The organism is Mesorhizobium sp. M1A.F.Ca.IN.020.06.1.1, from assembly GCF_004023265.1.
Classification (GTDB): Bacteria; Pseudomonadota; Alphaproteobacteria; order Rhizobiales; family Rhizobiaceae; genus Mesorhizobium.
This window is the reverse complement of record NZ_RZSR01000242.1, coordinates 1-6,956: the sequence shown is the minus strand read 5'-3', so window position 1 is coordinate 6,956 and position 6,956 is coordinate 1. Positions and strand designations below refer to the sequence as shown.

General features: G+C 63.0%; 10 protein-coding genes. 5 read left to right on the top strand and 5 right to left on the bottom strand.

The annotated features are described in order from the left end of the window. The coding region (locus tag EOA60_RS13185; protein ID WP_164899288.1) for a BA14K family protein at nt 1–368 on the top strand (368 nt) is incomplete at its 5' end. Between the two features lie 164 nt (nt 369–532). After that, on the top strand, nt 533–817 hold the full coding sequence (locus EOA60_RS13180; protein WP_067323293.1) for a PilZ domain-containing protein: 285 nt from the start codon (nt 533–535) through the stop codon (nt 815–817). Between the two features lie 55 nt (nt 818–872). On the opposite strand, the gene ilvC is transcribed toward EOA60_RS13180, so the two are convergent. The 3 genes from ilvC to EOA60_RS13165 form a co-directional block, all read right to left on the bottom strand. After that, nucleotides 873–1,892 (bottom strand): ketol-acid reductoisomerase, encoded by a 1,020-nt coding sequence (gene ilvC / locus EOA60_RS13175; RefSeq protein WP_067323290.1) that lies wholly within the window; start codon nt 1,890–1,892, stop codon nt 873–875. Nucleotides 1,893–2,021: 129 nt separating this feature from the next. Beyond that, nucleotides 2,022–2,699, bottom strand: a complete 678-nt coding sequence (locus tag EOA60_RS13170; RefSeq protein ID WP_164748350.1) for a TetR/AcrR family transcriptional regulator — start codon at nt 2,697–2,699, stop codon at nt 2,022–2,024. A 128-nt stretch (nt 2,700–2,827) separates the two neighbouring features. Continuing rightward, a complete protein-coding gene (locus EOA60_RS13165) occupies nt 2,828–3,283 on the bottom strand; it encodes a MarR family winged helix-turn-helix transcriptional regulator (protein ID WP_095826225.1) in 456 nt (151 codons plus the stop codon). A 95-nt stretch (nt 3,284–3,378) separates the two neighbouring features. Here EOA60_RS13165 and EOA60_RS13160 point away from each other — a divergent pair, with 95 nt between their 5' ends. After that, nucleotides 3,379–3,684 carry a Rieske (2Fe-2S) protein gene (locus EOA60_RS13160; protein WP_095826226.1) on the top strand — a complete coding sequence of 102 codons (306 nt, stop codon included), beginning with the start codon at nt 3,379–3,381 and terminating at the stop codon, nt 3,682–3,684. 1 nt (nt 3,685) lies between these two features. Then, entirely contained in the window at nt 3,686–4,405 is a 720-nt protein-coding gene (locus EOA60_RS13155; protein ID WP_164748349.1) for a glutathione S-transferase family protein, read from the top strand. Between the two features lie 93 nt (nt 4,406–4,498). On the opposite strand, the gene EOA60_RS13150 is transcribed toward EOA60_RS13155, so the two are convergent. Then, nucleotides 4,499–4,909 carry a helix-turn-helix domain-containing protein gene (locus tag EOA60_RS13150; RefSeq protein WP_066998811.1) on the bottom strand — a complete coding sequence of 137 codons (411 nt, stop codon included), beginning with the start codon at nt 4,907–4,909 and terminating at the stop codon, nt 4,499–4,501. A gap of 166 nt (nt 4,910–5,075) precedes the next feature. Between EOA60_RS13150 and EOA60_RS13145 the strand changes: the two genes are divergently transcribed. Beyond that, the gene (locus tag EOA60_RS13145) at nt 5,076–5,969 is read left to right on the top strand and encodes an SDR family oxidoreductase (protein ID WP_095802008.1); all 894 of its coding nucleotides are present in this window, start codon (nt 5,076–5,078) and stop codon (nt 5,967–5,969) included. Nucleotides 5,970–6,004: 35 nt separating this feature from the next. On the opposite strand, the gene EOA60_RS13140 is transcribed toward EOA60_RS13145, so the two are convergent. Next, the coding region (locus EOA60_RS13140; RefSeq protein WP_128311457.1) for an NAD-dependent epimerase/dehydratase family protein at nt 6,005–6,956 on the bottom strand (952 nt) is incomplete at its 5' end.

Sequence of the window (6,956 nt, the reverse complement as noted above, 5' to 3'; positions counted from 1 at the left end):
ATTTTAGATGGCGTGACGGCGACTTCCGCGCACGTCATTTCTCCCGCAACTGGGACGGAGATCGCAATTGGCGCTGGCGGCATCATCGCCATCATCGCCATCGCCACTTCGACAGCGGGGGCGCGGCCATCCTTGGGCTCGGCCTAGGCCTCGGTCTCGGCAGCCTCGCCTACAACAATTTCTACAATCCCTATTATTACGATCCCTATCCGCGCTACTATCAGCCGCGGCGCATTTACCGGACCGAGCGGCTTTCCAGGGCCCATGTCCAATGGTGCCACGACCGCTACCGGTCCTATCGGGCCTGGGACAACACGTTCCAGCCCTATAACGGCCCGCGCCGGCAGTGCATTTCGCCCTATATCTGAGCCCCTCGGCACGAAGCTCAACGGCGCCCGGCGGGCGCCGTTTCTTTTTGGCAAGGCGCGCCCGACGGCGACGCGATAACCTTAAATTTAGCAGATGCGTCTATCCGTGATGCGGTGCCCCATATGACGATCGCCAAGCTGCGATCCGCTAGGACGACTCCGCCATGACCGAGAACGAGTTGAGAGGCAAGCGCCGGCAACGCGTGCTGAAGGGCGCGGCGATCCTGACCGGCATCAACAATTCCGGGGTCATGTGCACGGTGCGCAACATGCATCCTGGCGGCGCCGAACTGAAGCTGCCGATCGAGGCGCATGTGCCCGACGAATTCCTGCTTTACGTGACGAAGGACCGGATTGGCTACAAGGCGATCGTCCGCTGGCGCCGCGACGACCGCATCGGCGTGGAATTCGCGGGCACCGAGCCGAAGCCGCATTGGCATTACGGCTGAGCGTGAGAGAAGCCGGCGGATCGCTCCGCCGGCTTTCACGCATGAATAGACCGAATTAGTTTTTCGCCTTGTCGACCAGCTTGTTCTTGGCGATCCACGGCATCATCGCGCGCAGCTTCGCGCCAACCTCTTCGATCTGATGACTGTCGTTGTTGCGGCGGATGCCCTTGAAGCGCGACAGGCCGGCGCGATATTCCTGCATCCATTCCGAGGTGAATTTTCCGGTCTGGATATCCTTCAGGATGCGCTTCATCTCGGCCTTGGTGTCGGCCGTGATGATACGCGGACCGGAGACATATTCGCCCCATTCGGCGGTATTCGAGATCGAGTAGTTCATGTTGGCGATGCCGCCCTCATAGATGAGGTCGACGATCAGCTTCACCTCGTGCAGACACTCGAAGTAGGCCATCTCCGGCGCGTAGCCGGCTTCCACCAGCGTCTCGAAGCCGGCGCGGATCAGCTCGACCAGGCCGCCGCACAGCACCACCTGCTCGCCGAACAGATCGGTCTCGCATTCCTCGCGGAAATTGGTCTCGATGATGCCGGAACGGCCGCCGCCGACGCCGCAGGCATAGGAGAGCGCCAGGTCGAGCGCATTGCCCGAGGCGTCCTGGTTGACGGCAACCAGGCACGGCACGCCGCCGCCCTTCTGATATTCGCCGCGCACGGTATGGCCGGGGCCCTTCGGCGCGATCATGACCACGTCGACCGAAGCCTTCGGCTCGATCAGGCCGAAATGCACATTGAGGCCGTGCGCGAAGGCGATGGCGGCGCCGTCGCGGATGTTCGGCGCGATCTCTGATCTGTAGATGTCGGCCTGCAATTCGTCGGGCGTTGCCATCATCATCAGGTCTGCCCACTTGGCGGCATCCGCCACGCTCATCACCTTCAGCCCGTCGGCCTCGACCTTGTTGGCGGTCGCCGAGCCGGCCTTCAGGCCGATGGCGATCTCCTTGACGCCGGAATCCTTGAGGTTGAGCGCATGCGCCCGGCCCTGGCTGCCATAGCCGATGATGGCGACCTTCTTACCCTTGATCAGATTGAGATCGGCGTCACGATCGTAATAGACACGCATTTCGTCTTCCTTCCCGTTTTGAAGATCAGAGCATGATGCCGAAAAGTGTGAAGCGGTTTTCGGACGACATCATGCTCTATCTCTTGGATTTGGAGCCGGATTCAGATTTCAGGTCGACTTGACCTGAAATCATCCGGCTCCGGGGCCTTGCGGCCGGTTGTTTGCTCTCCCGGTCCTTGAGCCGTAAAGAGCGAGAAACTGCTGCGTCGCGCGGGCGGCATCGCCGCCGATCGTCGCCTCGGTCAATTGCAGCCGGTCGCCGAGCAGAAGCCGCATCTGCACGTCGCGGCCGACCAGACCGAAAAACGTCCGGAACGCCGTCTCGGCGTCCTCTAAGTCGAGCAGCCCGGCCTCGCGTCCCGCTTCGAGCACGGGCTTCAGACGCCTGGCCAGCGCGAAACGCCCATTCTGCAGCACGATCGCGCCAAGGTCATCCTTCCCGGAGCCGGCATGGCCGACCGCGACACGGTTCAGCGCGATGGACGTATCGCTCGAGATCACCCTCAGCCAGTCGGCAGCGAAGCGTTCGAGGCTTGCGGTCAGCCAAGCGAGGTCGAGGCCTTTGCGGTCGACCGGCGCCACGCGCACTTTCGAGGCCTGCCATTGCACCGTCGCCGTCAGCAGCCCGTCGCGGTCGCCGAACCATTTGTAGAGTGTTTCCTTGGAGCAGCTTGCCCGCCGCGCCACCGCGGTCATGGTCAGGTTGTCGCCCTCTTCGACCAATAGGCGAAGTGCTGCGTCCAGAACGGCCTGCTGCCGCTCGGTGAGCGTTTCGCTGCTGTCGGTGTCGGCGGCGGCTTGCAACACGTTTTCACCCGTTCCCGGTCGCTCAATAATGCGTACCGTACGTTACGGTTCGGCTTATTGCGCATTCGGGTTTCCAACGCAAGAGGCTGCGGCGAAAAAATCTGACGGTACCCACAAACACTCGTGAGCTAATCGCCGGCCAGTGGCTCGCGCAGCCGCCCGAGCAGTGCAGCCAGCGTTTCCAGCTCCTTGGCGGAAAGCTTGTCGCCCATCAGCTCGGCAATGGACGCGCCATAGACCGCCCAGATGCGGCGGCGCATCTCCCGGCCGCTTGGCGTGATGCGCACTGTCTGGCCACGGCCGTCATCCGAGACAGGCAGCTTTTCCAGCAGGCCATCCGCTTCCAGCCGGGCCAGCAGTCGCGACACGCTGTACTGCGCCAACAGAACGCGATCGATCAGCTCGAACGGCCGCAAGCCGCCCTCGCCCGCCTCGGCAAGCTCGTGCAGCACGTCGTACCAGGCGAGCGGCGGCAAGCCGCCGGCTTTCAGGGCATACTCGGTCTTTTCGACCAGCTGGCGCGAAACGCGCATCAGGCGGCCCCAGGCTTTGACGGCCTCGGGCGCAGGAGATTTTCTCGTCATCGAGGAACTTTATTCGATAGATGCAATTGCATCAAGCTTGACGGTCGATGCAAATGCATTCATATAGATGCAATTGCATCGATAAGGAGTTCCCGATGAAACATGAGATCTGTAAAGTGGCCGACATCCCGCAGACGGGCAGCCTGATCGCGCCTTTCTTCGGCCGCGAGATCCACGTCTGGCGCAGCGGCGAGCGTGTCCGTGCCGCGGCCAATGCCTGCCTGCATTTCGGCGGGCCACTCGACTGCAAGGACGGCGCCTTCATCTGCCAGTGGCACGGCGCCCGCTTCGACATGCAAAGCGGCGAGCGCCTCGTAGGCCCGGCGCCGAAGGGCTCGCGCCTGATGTTCCTGTCGACCCGCGTCGAGGACGGCGCGCTGAACTATGTCTGGGGAGAATAAGATGACGGCCAAACTCACCCTCGTCAGTCATCACCTTTGCCCCTACGTCCAGCGTGCGGCAATCGCCCTCGCCGAGAAAGGCGTGCCGTTCGAGCGCGTCAATGTCGACCTTGCCAGCAAGCCCGACTGGTTCAAGGCTATCTCGCCGCTCGGCAAGGTACCGCTGCTCTGCGTTCGAAACGGCAGCAAGGAGGAGATCATTTTCGAATCCGCCGTCATTCTCGAATTCCTCGAGGAGACGCAGGCCAATCCGTTGCACCCGGCCGATCCGCTCATGCGGGCCAGGCACCGCTCCTGGGTCGAATTCGGTTCGGCCATCCTCAACGCCATAGGGCGCTTCTATTCCGCCGCCGATGAGGCCTGCTTCCTCAAGGAAAGCAGCGGCTTGTCGGAACTGTTTGAGCGTGTCGAGGCGGAACTGTCGGCAAGGCGGAGCGGTCCGTGGTTCGCCGGGAAGCGCTTCTCGCTGGTCGACGCCGTCTACGGGCAGATCTTTCGCTACTTCGACACGTTCGACGAGATCGGCGCTAGCGGCATCCTGGACGGTAAGCCTCTCGTCCAGGCCTGGCGCAAGGCGTTGAGCGACCGGCAATCGGTGAAGGAGGCTGTCAGTCCGGACTATCCGCTGCGGCTGCACGCCTTCCTGCGGGCAAAGGCATCTTATCTATCGCGGATGATCCGGCTGCAGGCCATTGCGATTCCGCAAGCCCGATCGGCCTGAACGGATCGATCACCGTTCCCGCGACCATGGCGGCGAGCAACTGCGGCACCGGCGCAAGCGACGTTTTGACGCTTGTATCGGGGAAGGAAAGGCTCAGGCCTGCGCGGCATCGAAGGCGACGCGCGCCTCACGAACGGCATCGTGGTTGAGTTCGGCCCATTGGATCAGCATCTGCAACGGCGCGAACATCGAGCGGCCGAGATCGGTGAGGCTGTATTCAACGCTCGGCGGCTTGGTCGGAAAGACTTCGCGATGCACATAGCCGTCGCGCTGCAGGTCGTAGAGCGTCTGCGTCAGCATACGCTGCGAAATGTCGGGCACCAGGCGGCGCAACTCCCCGAACCGGTACGGCTTCTCGGCCAAAGCCATGACCAGCAGCGAGCTCCATTTGCCGCTGATGCCCTGGATCACATCGCGGACCGGGCAGTCGGCGAAATTGCCGCCGCCGGTCATGGCTTTGTAGACCTCGAGCTTCGATTTCAGACTGAAGATCTTGCTGTCCATCGCGACATCCATTGATCGAAACGGCGACCCGCCGGTGGTTCCCCGGCTGTGCCTACCTCCCGGAAAACTGCCTTCTTTACGGCCCTTGGTCAATTCTTATTTTAGTGCTGGTCTCTTTTTGAGACCATCGTTCAGACCCCTTCGACGCAAATTTCAGGAACTTCCCATGACCGAAACTCTCCTTGTCACCGGCGCTTCCGGCCATCTCGGCCGCGCCGTGATCAACCATCTGCTCGATGCGCAGAAAGTCGCGCCGGCAAATATCATCGCAACCACGCGCAATCCCGAAAATCTCCGCGACCTGGCAGCCCTCGGCATTGTCGTCAGGCCGGCCGATTTCGACGATCCGGCCTCGCTGGAGCGCGCGTTCAAAGGCGCCGACCGAGTGCTGATCGTCTCGACCGGTGAGCTCGACCTGAAGAGCGACCGGCGCCTCAAGCAGCATCAGGCCGCGGTGGCCGCAGCCAAGGCGGCAAGCGTCTCGCACCTCCTCTACACCTCGATGCCCAATCCCGAGCCGGTCTCGCCGGTGCTGTTTGCCGGCGACCACTACGGCACCGAGCAGGCCATCAAGGCGAGCGGCATTGCCTACACCATCTTCCGCAACGGCTGGTACCAGGAGAACCTTTTCATGGCGCTGCCGCACGCCATTTCGTCGGGCAAGTGGTACACGTCGGCTGGTGACGGTCGGATCGCGCACGCCGCGCGCGACGACATGGCCGCCGCGATCGCCGCGAGCCTCGCTTCCGGCTCGACGGAGAGCCGCGTCTACACGCTGACCGGCCCGCATGCCTACACGACGAACGAAATTGCCGCTCTGGTGAGCGAAGTCACTGGCAAGCCGCTGGAGGTTATCCAATTACCTGACGAGGCTTTGACCGAGGGCGTCAAGGCGGCCGGCCTTCCCGAGGACTTTGCGCGAATTGTCGTATCCTTCGACGCCAACACACGCTCCGGCCGTATCGGCATGGTAACCGACGCTATCGAGACGCTGTCGGGCCGCAAGCCGAAGACGCTCAAGCAGTTCCTGGAAGGGAACAAAGCCGCACTGCTTGGCTGAACCGTTGCGCCTGGGGGGGTACTCTCCCGGGCGCGTCACCTCGACTTTTTGAGCAATCCGAGCCGGACCAGGCTTTCGCCGGTGGCGACGAGCGCTTCTTCGCGCGATCGCGGCGCCCAGCCGAGCATGCGCATGGCCTTGGCCCCGGTTGCGTTTCTGGCCTTGCCCAGTTCCGTCACGATCTGGGCTGCTTGCCCGTCGAACAGTCCGACGGTCCGGACCAGCCAGTCCGGTAGCATTCTCGTCGTAACGCGCGACGCAACGCTGCCCAGCCGCGATTTCAACGTTTGTGCGATCCCCAGCGTCGTCATGAAATCGCCGCTGATGGCGAGGAACCGCTCCCCCTTGGCGGCGGGACTGGTCATGGCGCGCAGATGCAGGTCCGCCACGTCCCGCGCGTCGACCACGCCGAACACCATGCGCGGCAGACCCGGCATCTCGCCGTCCAGCAAGCGCTTGATGAAGTCCGTCGAGGTCGAATGATCCGGCCCCAGGACCGGTCCAAAGATCCCGACCGGATTGACGACCGTCAGTTCCAGCGCTCCGCCCTGGCTGGCAATGAAATCCCAGGCCGCACGTTCCGCCAGCGTTTTCGACTTCACATAGGCGCTTACCTTGGCCGCCAGGTTGGTCCAGTTCTCTTCCGTGAACGGACTGCCCGGAATTGGCCTCTGGCCATAGCCGATGGGGGCAAAGGACGAGGTGAGCACCACCCGTTTGACGCCCGCATCGCGCGCGGCCCGCAGCACGCGCAGCGCACCCTCGCGCGCAGGAACGATCAGATCGTCCTCGTGTTTCGGCACGCCCGGCGGGAACGGCGAAGCGACATGAAGAACGTACTGGCATCCCGCGACCGCTTCCAGCCAGCCGGGGTCTGTCATCAGATCGGCGTAGGCGAAGGAAAGCGCATCGCCCGGCTCGGCACCGCCGACCCTCAGCATGGCGAGAACATCGGCTTCGCGCTTGGCGGATCGCACTGTTGTGCGG

What these genes read in the sequence shown, in the direction of transcription:
- EOA60_RS13180 (WP_067323293.1), top strand. Translation starts at nt 533, where the DNA reads ATGACCGAGAACGAGTTGAGAGGCAAGCGCCGGCAACGCGTGCTGAAG.
- ilvC (WP_067323290.1), bottom strand. Translation starts at nt 1,892, where the DNA reads ATGCGTGTCTATTACGATCGTGACGCCGATCTCAATCTGATCAAGGGT.
- EOA60_RS13165 (WP_095826225.1), bottom strand. Translation starts at nt 3,283, where the DNA reads ATGACGAGAAAATCTCCTGCGCCCGAGGCCGTCAAAGCCTGGGGCCGC.
- EOA60_RS13160 (WP_095826226.1), top strand. Translation starts at nt 3,379, where the DNA reads ATGAAACATGAGATCTGTAAAGTGGCCGACATCCCGCAGACGGGCAGC.
- EOA60_RS13155 (WP_164748349.1), top strand. Translation starts at nt 3,686, where the DNA reads ATGACGGCCAAACTCACCCTCGTCAGTCATCACCTTTGCCCCTACGTC.
- EOA60_RS13150 (WP_066998811.1), bottom strand. Translation starts at nt 4,909, where the DNA reads ATGGACAGCAAGATCTTCAGTCTGAAATCGAAGCTCGAGGTCTACAAA.
- EOA60_RS13145 (WP_095802008.1), top strand. Translation starts at nt 5,076, where the DNA reads ATGACCGAAACTCTCCTTGTCACCGGCGCTTCCGGCCATCTCGGCCGC.